The sequence below is a fragment of the Nonomuraea mesophila genome (assembly GCF_004352805.1).
GTDB classification, from domain to species: Bacteria; Actinomycetota; Actinomycetes; order Streptosporangiales; family Streptosporangiaceae; genus Nonomuraea; species Nonomuraea longispora.
The window spans coordinates 15,768-29,020 of record NZ_SMLD01000050.1 but is presented as its reverse complement, the minus strand read 5'-3'; the positions used below and the strand labels follow the sequence as shown (position 1 = coordinate 29,020).

12 protein-coding genes are annotated in these 13,253 nt (G+C 71.5%); 5 read left to right on the top strand and 7 right to left on the bottom strand.

Features of this window, described 5'->3' with window-relative positions:
- Positions 1 to 2 precede the first annotated feature (2 nt).
- Positions 3 to 1,625, bottom strand: coding sequence for an ABC transporter substrate-binding protein (locus tag E1295_RS20250; protein WP_132631895.1), 1,623 nt, complete (start codon positions 1,623 to 1,625; stop codon positions 3 to 5).
- Between the two features lie 14 nt (positions 1,626 to 1,639).
- On the bottom strand, positions 1,640 to 3,562 hold the full coding sequence (locus tag E1295_RS20245; protein WP_246080155.1) for a primary-amine oxidase: 1,923 nt from the start codon (positions 3,560 to 3,562) through the stop codon (positions 1,640 to 1,642).
- A 132-nt stretch (positions 3,563 to 3,694) separates the two neighbouring features.
- Between E1295_RS20245 and E1295_RS20240 the strand changes: the two genes are divergently transcribed.
- Complete coding sequence (locus E1295_RS20240) at positions 3,695 to 4,669, top strand: LacI family DNA-binding transcriptional regulator (protein WP_220448806.1); 975 nt, start codon at positions 3,695 to 3,697, stop codon at positions 4,667 to 4,669.
- Positions 4,670 to 4,704: 35 nt separating this feature from the next.
- On the opposite strand, the gene E1295_RS20235 is transcribed toward E1295_RS20240, so the two are convergent.
- Positions 4,705 to 5,376 (bottom strand): lytic polysaccharide monooxygenase auxiliary activity family 9 protein, encoded by a 672-nt coding sequence (locus E1295_RS20235; RefSeq protein WP_132631893.1) that lies wholly within the window; start codon positions 5,374 to 5,376, stop codon positions 4,705 to 4,707.
- 303 nt (positions 5,377 to 5,679) lie between these two features.
- Here E1295_RS20235 and E1295_RS20230 point away from each other — a divergent pair, with 303 nt between their 5' ends.
- Positions 5,680 to 6,291 (top strand): Uma2 family endonuclease, encoded by a 612-nt coding sequence (locus tag E1295_RS20230; protein ID WP_132631892.1) that lies wholly within the window; start codon positions 5,680 to 5,682, stop codon positions 6,289 to 6,291.
- A gap of 66 nt (positions 6,292 to 6,357) precedes the next feature.
- On the opposite strand, the gene E1295_RS20225 is transcribed toward E1295_RS20230, so the two are convergent.
- The 3 genes from E1295_RS20225 to E1295_RS20215 are packed head-to-tail and all read right to left on the bottom strand — an operon-like array spanning position 6,358 to position 9,307.
- Positions 6,358 to 7,041: a response regulator gene (locus tag E1295_RS20225; protein WP_181958017.1), complete on the bottom strand. Its 684-nt coding sequence runs from the start codon at positions 7,039 to 7,041 to the stop codon at positions 6,358 to 6,360.
- A complete protein-coding gene (locus E1295_RS20220; protein ID WP_132631890.1) occupies positions 7,038 to 8,156 on the bottom strand; it encodes a hypothetical protein in 1,119 nt (372 codons plus the stop codon). Before E1295_RS20220 ends, E1295_RS20225 begins: the two co-directional genes overlap by 4 nt.
- The gene (locus E1295_RS20215) at positions 8,153 to 9,307 is read right to left on the bottom strand and encodes an ATP-binding protein (RefSeq protein ID WP_132631889.1); all 1,155 of its coding nucleotides are present in this window, start codon (positions 9,305 to 9,307) and stop codon (positions 8,153 to 8,155) included. Before E1295_RS20215 ends, E1295_RS20220 begins: the two co-directional genes overlap by 4 nt.
- 306 nt (positions 9,308 to 9,613) lie before the next feature.
- Between E1295_RS20215 and E1295_RS20210 the strand changes: the two genes are divergently transcribed.
- Complete coding sequence (locus E1295_RS20210; RefSeq protein ID WP_132631888.1) at positions 9,614 to 10,456, top strand: SpoIIE family protein phosphatase; 843 nt, start codon at positions 9,614 to 9,616, stop codon at positions 10,454 to 10,456.
- Between the two features lie 174 nt (positions 10,457 to 10,630).
- Complete coding sequence (locus tag E1295_RS20205; RefSeq protein ID WP_132631887.1) at positions 10,631 to 11,626, top strand: endonuclease/exonuclease/phosphatase family protein; 996 nt, start codon at positions 10,631 to 10,633, stop codon at positions 11,624 to 11,626.
- Positions 11,627 to 11,698: 72 nt separating this feature from the next.
- On the opposite strand, the gene E1295_RS20200 is transcribed toward E1295_RS20205, so the two are convergent.
- Complete coding sequence (locus tag E1295_RS20200) at positions 11,699 to 11,887, bottom strand: hypothetical protein (protein ID WP_132631886.1); 189 nt, start codon at positions 11,885 to 11,887, stop codon at positions 11,699 to 11,701.
- Between the two features lie 269 nt (positions 11,888 to 12,156).
- On the opposite strand from E1295_RS20200, the gene E1295_RS20195 reads away from it, so the two are divergent.
- On the top strand, positions 12,157 to 13,089 hold the full coding sequence (locus E1295_RS20195) for a helix-turn-helix domain-containing protein (protein ID WP_132631885.1): 933 nt from the start codon (positions 12,157 to 12,159) through the stop codon (positions 13,087 to 13,089).
- Positions 13,090 to 13,253 lie beyond the last annotated feature (164 nt).

Below are 13,253 nucleotides of genomic sequence, written 5' to 3'. Positions count from 1 at the left end.
GGTTACTGGGACTTCTTCACGCGGGCGTCGGCGACCAGGCGCAGCACGTTGCCGTAGCCCTCGGTGGAGTAGAGGCTGGGGCTGAGCGCGTCGGATCTGTAGGCGACCGTGGCGGGGCGGGTGACCAGCGGGATCATCTGCGCGTCCGCGTCGGCCGCGGCGCACACGGCGGCCAGCGCCTTCTCGCGCGCGGCGCCGGCGGGCTCCTTGCCGGCCGCGCCGATGAGGGCGTTCAGCTCTTTGCCGGGCGTCATGAAGCCGACGTTGAAGCCGGCCTCCTCCGGGTTCCACCACTTGGTGACCATGCCGGGGTCGGCGTAGCCGGCGAACCACGACAGGGCGGCGTCGAACTCGGCGGGCGCCTTGCCGTACACCTTGCCCGACCAGCTCGCCTCGTCCATCTGCTCGATCTTGACGGTGATGCCGGCCTGCTGGAGGTTCTGCTGGATCACCTGGGCGACGGCGGGGGCCGGCTGGGTGGAGTAGATGCTGAGCGTGAACGTCAGGTTCTCGGCGCCCGCCTCGGCCAGCAGCTTCTTGGCCTCGTCGATGGTCTTGGAGGCGGACGGCAGCGCGGCGGGGTCGCAGGCGCCCGGCAGGCCGGCCGGGGTGACGGCGCTCGGTTTCCCCTTGCCTCCGAGCGCGATGTCGGCGATCTGCTGCGGGTCGAGCGCGATGTTGATCGCCTGGCGCACCTTGGGGTCGGCGAACTTGGAATCAGGCGCTTTCGTGTTGAGCATCAGGTAGTAGAAGTCCGTGGTGGCCTGGGTGACGACCTGCACGTCACGGGCGCCCGCCAGCATGCCGGCCGAGTCGACGTTGCCCAGCGTGGCCAGGGCGGCGCTGCCGTTCTGCAGGGCGGCGATGCGCGCGGCCTCCTCAGGGGCGATGGTGATGTTGAGGGTGTCGGCCGCGGGCTTGCCCTTCGCCCAGTACTTCTCGTTGCGCTTGAACGTCCACGACACGTCCTGGCGGTGGTCCTCCACCACGTACGGCCCGGTGCCGAGCAGCGTGGTGGCCGGATCGACCGACTTGTCCTCGATCTCTTTCATCGGCAGGACGGCGGCGGGCACGTTGGCGAGGGCCGCCAGGAACGGCGTGTACGGCTCCTTCAGCGTGACCTTCACCGTGTGGTCGCCGTCCTTGGCGACCGACTTGACCGGGCCGAGCTGGCCGCGCCACACCGACTCGGACGCGAGCAGCCGCTCGAAGCTGCCCACCACGTCGTCGGCCGTCATCTTCCTGCCGTTGCTGAACGAGACGTCCTCGCGCAGGTGGAAGACGTACTCGGTGGGTGAGGGCGTCTCCCACTTCTCGGCCAGCAGCGGCTCGATGCCGAAGTCGGGGCCCACGGTGACGAGGGTCTCGTAGGACAGCGAGAGCAGCTGCCAGGTGGTGGCGACGTCGGCGAGCTGCGGGTCGTAGCCGGTGGCCGCGCCGCTGTCGATGTGGACCTGCACATTGAGCGTGCCGCCCGAGGGCAGCGCGTCGTCGGCCACGGCGAGGTAGCCGGGCGCGGCCTCCGCCTGGGGGCCGGTGGAGGGCTGGGTGGTCGTTCCGGTGGCGGCGCAGGCCGTGGCCAGCAGGGCGGCCGCGACACCGCAGGCCAGGCGTATGGGACGCATGGGCCTCTACTCCTCTAGTGGCAGGAACGTTCGGCGGCGCTCGGCGGGACGTCGAGCGTGGGGTTGCGGTCGAAGAACCCGACCGGCTTCAGTACGAACCCGCACGTGTCGACCGGCATGATCGGCCAGTCCTCCACGCGGGGGAAATGCGTCAGGCCGAACGTGTGCCACAGCACGATGTCCTGCCCGTCGATGTCGCGGTCGGCCCTGGTGTAGGCGGGCAGGCCCGCGCCGCCGGGATGCTGGTTGACCAGGTCCCCGGCGGGATAACGCTCCGCTGGGTGGTAGCGGGTGACCCACAGGTGCCGCGTGGCGAACTCCGCGCGGCTGCGGATCGAGGAGCCCTCGGCGGCGAGGAGGGTCGGCTTGCCCTCGGGGAACAGGGCGTAGCCGACCGGGCGGCCCAGGCGGTTGCGCACCGAGGGGTTGACGACGTGCCAGGTGCGCTCGGCGGCGAGGTCGGCGTCGCGCCGGGCCTCGCGTTCCGTGCGCAGGCGGGTGGCGGCCCTGCCGATGGCGTTGCCGTACGGGTTGCCGGGGCCCATCGGATGACGGACCACCTCGACCTCCTCCACCGCGTTGGCCACGCCGTCCACCGTCATGTCCAGCCGCGCGCCGAACAGGTGCTGGTGGTAGGGGGCCGCGAGGCCGGGCGCGACCTCCGACGCGTACGGGGCGGCCCGGTCGTCGTAGGCGGCGGTGAAGACGATGCCGGTGGCCTTGACCTCCAGCTCGATGGTGCCGTCGAGGTAGAGGTACCAGTAGAAGCCGTAGTCGTAGTTGCCCACGGTGACGAAGAACGAGATGACCAGGCGGCGCTGCCTGCGGGTCTCCCTGGAGCCGTTGGCCGGGTCGGTGTGCTTCCACAGCACGCCGTAGTCCTCCTCGTGCATGCAGATCGCGTTCGTGATCACCTTGGGCACGCAGGCGCCGTCCGTGACGACCGCGTCGAAGTAGGTGATCTCGCCGAGGCAGTCGCAGCCGAGCTCCAGCGAGTTGGCCAGCTTGCCGAGCTGGTACTCGCCGGTGTCGAAGTAGTTCTGCCAGAACCGCACGGGGCTCGGGTCACCGTACGGCACCAGCATCTCGGCCACCGACGCCCGGTAGACGACCGGCCGGACCCGGCCGCCGTCCTCGAAGCCGATCTGGTGCAGGGTGAGGCCCTCGCGCATGTCGTAGCCGAGCCGCAGGCTCCACTTCTCCCAGGTGACGTGCGGGCCGTCCACGGTGAAGCTCGGGCCCTCCGGCTGGGTGATGCGGATCGGCTTCTGCGTGGTGCGGTGGGGTCCCTGCGTGTAGTCGCCGGGTTCGGCGGGCACGGGCTGCGGCCCGGTGTCGACGATCTCCAGGACCGCGCCCTTGACCAGGTCGACGTACGCGACCAGGCCGTCCACCGGGTGCGCCCACGGCAGGCTCTGCGGCGTGGGCATCACGTGCGCCAGGACCCGGGCGACCCGGCGGCCCCGCTCTGCCGGCAGGCCGTAGTGGCCCGCGCTGAGCGCGGCCAGATAGACGCCCGCCGGGTCGGTGATCCCGCGCCGCGCAAGCGCCTCGGCCCAGCCGGCGTCCTCCCTGAGCACCCGCCTGACCAGCGCGTGCTCCTCGTCCAGCATCGGCACCTGGCCGCTGACGGCCGGGTCGATCGGCGTGCGCGACTCGATCCGCGCGCCCGCCTCTCCGTCGCCGAGCGACACGATCACGTCGGAGGAGACCTCGGTGGCGAGGTCGATGAGGAACACCCGGGCGCGGCGGCCGGACGGCGTGCTCTCCCCGCCGGCGAGCACCTCGTCCTTCGGCGGCTCCTCCAGGCCGAGGTAGGCCACGCGCACCGACTCGGTCAGCAGGCCCTCCTCGATCAGGATCCGCCTGACCTCGTCGATCTCCTGCGCGGCGAGGGGATCGAGAGGATGGGGACGCTTCCCCGTGGTCAGGTGCAACGCTCCGCCCCTTTCGTATGCCGGAACGTTCCGGCAACGGTTTCGCGCCAACCTAATGCGGAACGCGGGAGCGGGACAAGACCCCGAGCCCAGGTGAAACACATCGTTTACCGGGCGGGCTACGATGCGGGCGTGCAGACAGACGAGCCGGTCACCATCCTCACCGTCGCCAAGGAGGCGGGGGTGTCCAAGACGACGGCCTCCGACGCGCTGCGCGGCTCCGGGCGGGTGTCCGAGGCGACGCGCGCCACGGTCGCCCAGGTCGCCGAGCGGCTGGGCTACGTGCCCAACGGCTCGGCCCGCCACCTGCGCAGGGCCAGCACCGGCACCATCGGCCTGCACGTGCCCGAGGTGCTCACCCGCTCGTCCTACTACATGTCCTTCGTGTTCGGCGTGGTCGAGCGGGCCGCGCGACACGACTACGACGTCACCCTGATCACCTCGGGCCAGCGGCGCCCGCGCCCGCCGCGGGTCGACGGCCTGGTGCTCGGCGACCCGCTCGGCGGCGACCCGGTGGTGGAGCGCCTGATGGCGACGGGCCTGCCCACGGTCTCCTGCGAACGCTTCCCCGGCGACCGGCAGGCCGACGGCGTCGTGTGGTCCGAGCACGCCGAGATGCTCACCCGGCTGCTCGGCCACCTGCGCTCGGCCGGGGCGGCGCGGCCCGCGCTCATCGTGGCGGGCGACGAGAGCGACTGGGCGGCCAGCCTGCACCAGGGTTATCTCGGCTGGTGCGCCGGCCAGGGGGTGGCGCCGCTCGTACGGCGGGTGTCCTTCGACGCGACGGGCGACGAGGTGCGCGCCGCCGCCCGCGACCTGCTCCGTTCCGCACCGCTCGACGCCCTCGTGTGCGCGCCCGCGGGCGCGGCGACCGAGGTGGCGCCCCTGCTGCGCGAGTCAGGCGGCGACGTGCTGCTCGCCTCGTGCGTCGACAGCGCCGCCACCCGTCTGGCCGACCCGCCGATCACCGCGATCGACCTGCGTCCGCGCGAGGCCGGGGCGAGCTGCGCCGAGTTGCTGTTCGAGCTGCTGGCGGGGGCCGCCCCGGCGGGCACGCAACGCCTGCACCCGATAGAGCTGGCCGTACGCGCCTCGACCCGCCGCTGACGCGCCGGGCACGAATGCCCGGCGCGGGTGGCGGCTCAGCGGAAGTCGACGTCGCTGCAGATGTAGTACGTCTGGTCCATGTGCGAGGCCTTCCAGATCGTGTAGACCACGTGGCGGCCGGTGCGCGAGCCCTTGCCGATGCCGTTGATCAGGTACGTCTCGCCCGGCGCGTAGCGCGGGGTCTCGCGGACGAGCTCCAGGTGGTTCCAGCCCAGCGGCGTGGTGGTGGCGTCGTAGCCCTGACGGGTGATGTAGACCCTGATGTAGTCGGCGCCGTGGCGGGCCTGGTCGTGCAGCCGGATGTCGAAGGTGCCGCCGAGCGTGGTCGTGGTCCACGGCCCCGGCGTGTCCATCGAGCGGTAGCGGCCGTCCTGGGTGTGGCCGGCGCTGCAGAGCCGGCCGTCGGGGATCGCGGCCTGGTGGTTGCCGCCGACGTTGTCGCGGTAGAGCCCGTTCCAGTTCCACATGGCGTTCGTGTTGTCCTGCCAGGCCTGCCAGCACATCGGGTCCTGCTGCTGCATGGCGGGGTTCTGGAAGTCGCTGCCCCAGCGCAGCCAGCAGCCGTAGTTGCGCGAGGCCGGGTCGATGACCGAGCCGTGCGCCGAGGCCGTGCCGGTCATGGGGCCGTACAGTGCGATGGCGCAGAGCGTCACCACGGACAGCAGCAGCGCCAGGACGCGCCGCGGGTGGGATCGGACTCGGGGCATGGCGGTCTCCGTATTCCGGACGGGGGGTTCCGATGGTTGGGAGCGCTCCCGCCGGGACGGTATCTGACCGGGGAAGGTCGTACAAATAACTGGACGTGTCAGCTTCTCGCCATTTCCGGGGACTTACCGGGATGAGCTGTGGAAAGGGCTTTCCATGCAGCTCAGGCAGGGGATGAAAGTTTCAGTCCCGCGGGGGATGGCACCCCACTCGCAGAGTGGTTTTTTCGTTACCGCGAGTAGCGGGAATCGGGTAAGTAGCATGTGGGCGAGGGCGAGATTCCCGATACTGAGTGGGTGACCGCAATGGCGACGATCGAACCGAAGAGCGAATCGGCCGCGGACGAGCCGACGACTGGGCGCACGGTTCTCCCTGGTGCGCCGCCGTTCACCGTCGATGACCTGCTCGAGTTCCCCGACGACGGGAACCGATACGAGCTCTTCAACGGGAGCCTACTAGTGAGCCCTTCCCCCGCACCCCCACACCAGCGGGCCCTCTATCGTCTGCAGCGTATCCTCGATGATGCGTCGCCGCCCGAGTTGGAGCCCTTGTCGACGGTCAACGTCAGGCTGACCGACAAGGATTTCGTCATCCCGGACCTCGTCGTGGTGCCCGAGGAGGCATCGGAGACCGTGGGGCTCATGTTCTCGCCCGCCGACCTGCTCCTGGCGGTTGAGGTGGGCAGTCCGAGCACCATCATGGTCGACGAAGGCACCAAGGCCATCCTCTATGCGAAGGCGGGCGTCCCCTCTTACTGGCGCATCGAGCTGGCAAACGAGCCGACGCTCTACGTTCACGAACTCAACGGCGACACGTACGATCCACCGGTCGCCTACAAGGCGGGCGATGTCGCGCACCTGACGACACCGTTCGCCGTCGGTTTCGATCCCGCCGAGCTCGTCCGCGGGCGGCGCTGAGCACACGTCTTGACCTGGTCCTCGGCCCTGCCGGCCCCCTCCTGCCGGGAGGACCGAGGCCAGGCGTCATCCCCGATCGGATGGTGTGCGAGCGGCCAGCGACGTGTAGACGGTCACCTCGTCCGGCTGGAGCAGACCGTCCTGGATGGCGCAGATGAGCAGCTTCTCCTTGGTGGGCGCGGGCCGGCCGGCCGCCGCGTACTTGACCCTCGCCCGGTCGATGTACTGCCGCACGGTCCGTTCCTTGATCCCCATTCGCGCCGCCACCGAGGCCTTCGACATCGACTGGAACCAGAACAGCAGCGCCGCCCGTTCCTTGTCCGACAGTTGCGGCCGGTGCGGCCCCTCGTCCGTGGCGATGGCCTGAGCCATCGGCGGCGTCACGCTCGGCCGGTCGGCGGCCACCTCCAGGATCGTCTCCAGGCACGACTCGCGGGTCGCCCGTCCCTTGCCGATGAAGGCCGAGGCGCCCGCGTCGAGGACCGCGCGCACCGTCTCCGGCTCCTCGTGCTCGGAGAAGACGATGACCCGCTGCCCGCCCGCGCACAGCTTGGCCACCCGGTCGATGACCATGGTGCCGTTGAGGTTGAGGTCGAGCAGCAGCACGTCGGCGGGCGTGCCGCGGACCGACTCGATGGTGGGCCCCTGCGCGACCAGCTCCACCTGGCCGTACGAGCCGAACCATGAGCGCACGCCGTCCACCACGACCTGGTGGTCCTCCACCAGCGCCACCGTCACGGGTCCCGTCATGCCGGCTGCCAGATGCTGTTGACCCATACCTCCCCTCCCTGCCGCTGATAGGTGACGACGACCCCGCTCGGCTCGTGCACCGGATCGGGGCTGACCTGCAGGTCGTCGTTGTCGGCGACGACCGCCACGCTCACCATGGCCGACATCGCGGACACGGTCACCCTGGCCCTCGTCCGCGCGCCGTCCAGGGCCGCGACGGGTGCTTTGAGCAGGTCCTCGCGTACGCCGTCGGGCAGCGCGGGCATGCGCTCGCCGAACGGCGGCGCCGTCACCAGGACCTGCCGGCGCTCGGCCGCGTCGATGCGCTCGCGCAGCGCGGACACCAGCTCGTCCGGCACCTCCTCGCGCTCGGTGATGAGGCGCCGCAGCCGCATGGCGCCGGAGGTGCAGTCGTCGCGCACGCGGGGGTCGCCGGGGTCGGCGCCGTCCGCGAGCTGCTTGAGCATCGACTCCGCCACCTCGCGGATGGCTTCGTAGCGGCGCAGCCGGTCGGTGTGGATGCGCTGGGCGGACAGGCGCCAGGCGTCGTCGGAGGCGAGTTTGCGGGCCAGCAGCGCGGCGTCCTCGGCGCGTACGCGCAGGATGTGGCAGCCGGTCATGTAGCCGAGCTGGAGCGTGACACCGCCGACGATGACCATCAGGTATTTGGCCAGGGAGACGCGGTCGACCGTGCCCGTGGCGATCATCGCCGCCAGCATGATGCCGGCGTTGGCCGACAGGAACGCGATGGCCTCGGCCCGCCAGCGCGGCCGGTTCCACAGCAGCATGACGCCGAGCCACCCCACCGACCCCCATCCCCAGTCGATGGGACCGATCAGGTCCTGCGGCCGGCAGGCCACGATCACCGCGACGTCGATGACGAGCACGGCGACGGCCAGCTCACGTGCCCGGGCCGGCCCGGTGTACGTGCGTAACAACGACAGCGCGGCGACGACGCCGATCACGGTGTAGGCGATCCAGGCCGCCGCCGCGAGCAGGGGCCAGCGGAAGGAGTCCCAGCCGGTGACGGTGACGGTGAGGTCGTAGCCGGTGTGCCAGACCGTGGTGATCACGATGGCGCCGATGGCGGTGTAGAGCGTGTAGCGGTGCGCCACCTCCTCGATGTCACCGGTCATGGCCGCCACCACAGGCTCACCCGGGTGCCCTCGCTGCCCGAGCGGATGTCGGCGCCGGCGTTCGGCAGGGAGCGCATCGTGCCGAGGATCGAGCCGCGTACGCCGAACCGGTCGGACGGCACCCGTTCGACGTCGAAGCCCGCGCCCGCGTCGGCGACCTCTACCCGGATCTCGCCGTCGCGGCTGCTGGAGACCAGCTCGGCCTCGCGCACGCCGGCGTGCCGGGTGATGTTCGCCAGCGCCTCGTTGACGGCGCGGGCGAACCGCTCCGCGACCTCCCCCGGCACCGTCTCCGGCGTCAGGCTTCTGCGCACCTCCAGGTTCGTGGCCCGGCCGGCCACCTCGTCGAGCAGGGCGTCGAGAGCGATGGCCGCGGCACCGGCGTGCGGCGTGTCGCGCAGCCGTTCCAGGGCCGCGAGGTCGGTCACCGCCTGGCGGCGCAGCGTGTCCGACGGGCCCTCGTACGTGCCGAGGCCGACCATGGTCAGCGTGTGCAACGACGTCTCGTGGACGCTGCCGACCTGGCGTAGTTCGTCCTCGCGGCGCAGCCGCTCGACCATGAGCGCGACCTGCGCACGGGCGCTGTCGCGCAGGGACGTGTCGGCCGAGGCGGCCGATCGGCGCAGCATCGTCATCAGCACCGCGATGGAAAGGATCTGCAGGAGGTGGATCGCGAGCGTGCTCACGACGTCCTGCTGCGGCGCCGCGAACCGGGCCCCCATCAGGTACGCCGCCGCCACGGCCAGCCCCGCGGGCACGGCGATCGAGGGCCGCCAGGCGATGCCGGCGACGACCACGCTCATGGTGACCAGCCCGGAGACCCAGCTCGCGTTCGCGGCGAGCGCGTCCAGCGCCACGAGGTGACGCTGGGCCAGGCAGAACGCGACGGTGATCGTGACATCACCGGCCGCCAGCCAGGAAGGCAGCGGCCCGCGCAGCCAGGCCACCCGCAGGAAGAGAACGGTCCAGAGCACATGAACCGTCAGCGCGGGCACCAGCCACGACCACCTGACGGGGGGCACGGCGCCGAGAACCGCCGCGACGATCGCCACCAGGCCGATCACGGCGCGGGAGCCGGACCCGATGCGCGCGGCGGCCTGCTCCAGTTGCCTGGCCGCCGAGTCGTACCTCGTGGAACCGCGGTGAGACATGCGCCGCCCGCTCGCAGTGAGAGCACAGGACGAGTCTCAGATTAACGCACGCCGCAGGGGTGTACGGGAAGATCGCGCCGGCCGTCTCGGCGGGTAAGGGGATGGGTGGCATGGTCGCTTCCTCGGGCCGGCTCGGCGGCGGTCGATCACCGCCCTCCCTGACCCTGATCCGCTGTTCCTCCTGCGGCATGACGGCTGATCGGCCGTCATCCGCCACGACGTCCGAACAGCCGTCAGTCGTGTCTCCTTGTACACGCGTTGTACTGATGCCCGGGCCGCTGGGAACACGGAAGAGAGGCAAACCTGATGACCTTCGTGGTGATCCCCATCCTGGTGGGCTGCCTGTCCGTCATGACGGTCCGCGGCCGCAGGGAGAGCTGGCAGACCGGCGCGCCGGTGGCCCGCCCGAGACTGGTGGCGGCGGGCGGCACGTACGACGGCACGCGCGGACAGTCGTCGGACGCGTACGTCATCCAGGAACGCCTCATCGCGGCGGCCCACGGCGCCCCCGCCCCCGGCGGCGCGCAGAGCACGAGCGGCGAGGGCGGCGCAGGTGGAACGGGAAACGCGGACCTCGCCCACACCGCTGCCGCCCTGGCCCTGGCCGCGGTGGTGGCCGCCCGCCCGCAGCACGCGGGGGCGCGGGAGGCGGACCTCGGCGAGTGCACCGAGGCGGCGCATCGCGCGGTACGCGCCGCAGTCGAGTGCGCCCCGGCAGGGCCGGGCTCGTCCGAGCGTGACGGGCACGGCGTGGCCAGCTCGCTGGACCTGGTCGTGCTCGACCAGGACGAGCATTCCCGCCTGCGTTACGCCCACATCGGCGACGGCGCCATCTGGCACTGCGCGAAGGGTGCGGAGCCGCGGCCGATCACGACGGCGCACGTCTGCGACAGCGGCGCCATGACGCGCGGGCTCGGCCTGCCGGCGGCGCTCGCCCCGGAGATCGGCACGCTGCCCCTGCGCTCCGGCGACCGCGTGGCCATCGTCACGGGAGGCGTCACCCGCGCCCTCGGCACGGACCGGCTCGAAGCGCTGCTCGCGAGCCGGTCCTCGCCCGCGGCCTGTCTGGACCGCCTGTACGACGAGATGGCCGCCCTCGAACCCGAGGGCGACGCCACGGTGATCATCGCGGACGTGGTCACCGCGTGAACGGGTCGAGCCTCGTACGGTGACGGGCTCGACGCGGCGTGACACACCGGCGGGCACGGCGCCGAGGGGGCACAGACCGGAACATCGATCGATCGATGGCAACGCGTCTGCTTGATCCGTTCCATAGCCATTTAAGATTCAACATGTGAAGCGGTTTCGGGACAGGACGGCGCAGTGAGCGCGGCGGTCGGCGCCGGGGAGGTCACGACGGGCGCTCCCGCGCCGGTTCGGGGAAGACGCCGCAGGCGGTGGTTGTCCTGGACGGTCGTCACGCTGCTCGCCGTCTGGGCCGTCATCCGCGCGGGCGGCCTGGAGCAGGGATCGTTCCTGACGCAGCTGATGACCGTGACGCCCATCGGGGCGGGGATCGCGGCGCTGACCGCGGTGTTGTCGCTGCTGAGGCGCAACCGCCCGGCCGCGCTCGCCGCGGCCGTGGTGTGCGCGGTGATGGTCTCCGTCGTGGCGCCGCGCGCGGTGGCCGCGGAGCAGCCGGCGGCGCGGGGCACCCCGTTGCGGGTGCTGACGATCAATCTGTTCGCCAGGGCCGACGCCGAGACCGTGGTCGACCTGGTGCGCGAGCACGACGTGGAGGTGTTCAGCGCCCTGGAGCTCAGTCACGCCGAGGTGGAGAGGCTGGACGCGGCCGGGCTGGGGCGGCTCCTGCCGCACCGGGTGCTGCAGCCCTCCTTCGGCGCCACCGGCAGCGGCATCTTCTCCAAACATCCGGTCAAGGAGCTGACGGGGTTGTTCACGCCGATCGGGCACAACATGCCGGCCGCCACCGTGACGCTGCCGGGCGGGGGCACGGTCGAGTTCGTGGCGGTGCATCCCAACCCGCCGCTCGGCCGCAAGACCGAGGAATGGAACGCCGCACTGCGTGCCCTGCCCGCGGCCACCACCTCGTCGACGATCCGGGTGCTCGCGGGCGACTTCAACGCCAGCCTCGACCACCGCGCCATGCGCGACCTGCTCGGCCGCGGCTACGTGGACGCCGCCGACCAGGTGGGCATGGGCCTGGTGCCGACCTGGCCGAACTTCAGGAAGGTCCCGCCCATCATCTCGATCGACCACATCCTGGCCGACCGGCGGGTGAGCGTGCGCCGCGTGGAGATCTTCGACGTGCCGAACACCGACCACCGTGGCGTCTTCGCCGAACTGCGCCTGCCCTGAGCGTCCCGCCGAAGACGGCGCCGGGAAGGCGCCCGCTCGCCGGCGGGGCGGGCGGGCGCCGGTGGTGCCGCGTCAGGCCACGTTCTCTTCCCGCGCCCGCTCGAGGGTCTCGAGGTCGAACGCACCCGACTTGACGGCCGCGGTGAAGGCCGCCCAGTCGCGGCGGGGCACTTCCAGCACCGTGTCGGGGTGGTCGACGTGGACCACCTCCACGTGGTCGTTGATCCGCTTGGCCGCGACGCGGCCGGCGTCGTAGGTCATCTGCAGCACTCCTTTCACTACGTTGCGGAGGATCCGCCCCGGCCCCCCGTTCGCAGGCGGACCGGGGCGGTTGCGGGGAAGCCTTCCATCGGGCGGCCGTACAGGCCAGCGCCGTCCCTCCGCGTCCGGGTGGGAAATGCAACTCGCGGGCGTCGATCTTTGAGCCTCGGTGCAAAGATGCCCTCCCCGCCCGGGTGCGGTACCCGCGCCGGCGGCCACTCGCGTGCGGGCCCGCTCGCGACGCGCCTGATCGACATAGGCTTGCCGGTATGCCGTTGGCCGAGCCATACGACAACCATCGCGTCGAAGACGGCCTCCCTCAGCCCGCGCCGGTTCTCGACGTACGCGACACCACCGCGCAGTTCGGGGCCGTGACCGTGTCGCGCAGGAGTTTCGAGCCGCTGCGCCTGTGGCGGGCGGCCGAGCATCCCATGGACCCCCGGCTGGAGGAGACCTGCCAGTTGCTGGTCCCGCTGTCCGGATCGCTGCAGGTCATCTGGGCCCGGGGCCACGCGACATCGGGCGTCGGCGACCTGCTGGTGCACGACATGACGCAGGTGCTGGCCGCGCGTTTCCGGGCGCCGAAGCGGGGGCTGAGGTTCCAGGCCGCCCTGGTCGACGTGCCCCGGTCGCTGGTCTCCCTGCCCGCGCACCAGGTGGAGGCGATGCTGGGCAACACCATGCCGGCCACCCGCGGGATCGGCGCCCTACTGTCGAGCGTCGTCACCGGGCTGGCGGACAACCCCGGCTCCTACCGGCCGGCCGACGGCCCGCGGCTCGGCATGGTGGTGCTCGACCTGGTCTCCGCGCTGTTCGCGCACGCCATCGAGACCAGCCCCACCGTCCCGGCGTCCAACCGTGACGCGCTCATCCTGCGCGTGCAGGCGTTCGTGCAGGAGCATCTGAGCGACCCCGAACTGAGCCCTCGCGCGCTCGCGGTGCAGCACCACATCTCCACCAGCTACCTGCACCGGCTCTTCCAGGATCAGGACCTCACGGTCGGCGGCTACATCAGGGCGCAGCGGCTCGACCGCGCCCGGCGCGACCTGGCCGACCCCGCCCTGCGCGCGGTGCCGATCCACAGCATCGCGGCCAAGTGGGGTTTCTCGCACGCCGCCGACTTCAGCCGGGCCTTCCGCCGCGCATACGGCGTCTCGCCCCGCGACTTCCGCCGCGAGGCGATCCACACGGCTCCGCGCTGACGGGGCCGCGGTCACAGGGCCAGGCTCGGGGGTTCACCGCTGGTCGGATGGGGTGCACGGCACTTTTTAAGCGAGAAGTTAGCGGTGGTGCGTACGTTGACGACTTCGACGACACGACACCACACAGAGGACATGTCATGCAGTTGACCTCAAAGCAGACGGAC